Source organism: Laspinema palackyanum D2c (assembly GCF_025370875.1).
GTDB classification, from domain to species: Bacteria; Cyanobacteriota; Cyanobacteriia; order Cyanobacteriales; family Laspinemataceae; genus Laspinema; species Laspinema palackyanum.
This window is the reverse complement of sequence record NZ_JAMXFD010000071.1, coordinates 1-1,446: the sequence shown is the minus strand read 5'-3', so window position 1 is coordinate 1,446 and position 1,446 is coordinate 1. Positions and strand designations below refer to the sequence as shown.

Genomic DNA, 1,446 nt, shown 5'->3' with positions numbered 1-1,446 from the left:
CTCCCCGGTCTTAAGACGCGGGTGCGACTCGTTCGCTAGAAACCAATACTAGCAATAGATTGGGGGATTAGCGGCAAGGAGCCACAGGAACGAAAGTTCCACGGAACCATGACAACTCAATGTTCGTGTCAGTGCAATTCTGACCCCTTGTGGTGACAAGGTGAAGCACATCCCCATCTGGTGACTGATTCTCAAAGGATGAAGCGGGATGGAATGGAGGTATCTGGTAGCCCAAATCAGAAACCCTTCTAGCACAGTTAGGCATGGATAGGAAAACGAATCTGCGTTTTAACTCTCCGTCATTAGAACCAAGCCAAATCAGGCTGATAGGCTTGACCAAAAGGTAACGGCTGCTGGTTGTACAAAACGTGGCTGTGCAACACTCACCCAGAGAGAAATCTCAGCAACCCGGAGAACAGTAGAATCCTAACCCTAACGCCAAACGAACATTGGGAACGAGATAACCTTCTGACGGTTCTCTGATGGAGGTCGAACCCCAGAGTAGGTGTCAAACCGGATACCCCAGAAGGCAGGATTGGTTAAGAAGCAAAAGCCTTGGGTAATGCCAAGGATACGCAGACGTAACCACTACAGATTGAACGATGAAGTCCATTAGTAGAGTGAAAATGTCATGAGCCAGTCGCTAAAAACGATTAGGTATGAATGGAAAGACATTCCCTGGAAACAAATCCAGGTGAAAGTTTTTAAGCTCCAACGTCGAATTTATCGAGCTTCGCAAAGTGGAGATGTCAAACGAGTCCACCGACTCCAACGGCTTCTGATGAAATCCTGGTATGCTAAATGCTTGGCAACTAGACGGGTCACACAGGACAACCAGGGAAAGAAAACAGCCGGAGTGGATGGGGTTAAATCCCTCACACCAGCGCAACGATTCCAACTAATCAACTCAATGGACTTTGAGTCCAAGAGTCGAGCGGTTAGAAGAGTTTGGATTCCCAAGCCTGGTAAAGCTGAAAAGCGTCCTTTGGGTATCCCAACCATGCACGACCGAGCATTACAGGCACTTCTCAAAATGGCACTTGAGCCAGAATGGGAAGCAAAATTCGAGCCAAATTCCTACGGCTTTAGACCAGGACGTTCCGCCCACGATGCAGTCGAAGCAATTTTTACGGCAATTGCTCAGAAATCCAAGTTCGTTTTGGATGCCGACATTGCTCAATGCTTTGATAAAATTAGCCATGAAGAACTGCTGAAAAAGATGAACACCTTCTCTCTAGCAGGTCGAGTCATTCGAGGATGGCTCAAAGCAGGTGTGATGGATGGAGGTAATCTATTCCCCACATCCGAAGGAACCCCGCAAGGAGGAGTGATCAGCCCGCTACTCGCAAATATTGCGCTACACGGACTTGAAACGTTTGTTCTCAGCCAGTATCCCGAAAGGAAAACCGGACAAAACTGGAAGCCACAAGTGATTCGCTATGCCGA

Annotated in this window: 1 protein-coding gene; it reads left to right on the top strand. The window is 48.0% G+C overall.

Annotated features, from left to right (window positions below):
• Nucleotides 1–631: 631 nt before the first annotated feature.
• On the top strand, nucleotides 632–1,446 hold an 815-nt coding region (locus NG795_RS28325), incomplete at its 3' end, for a reverse transcriptase N-terminal domain-containing protein (RefSeq protein ID WP_367291942.1).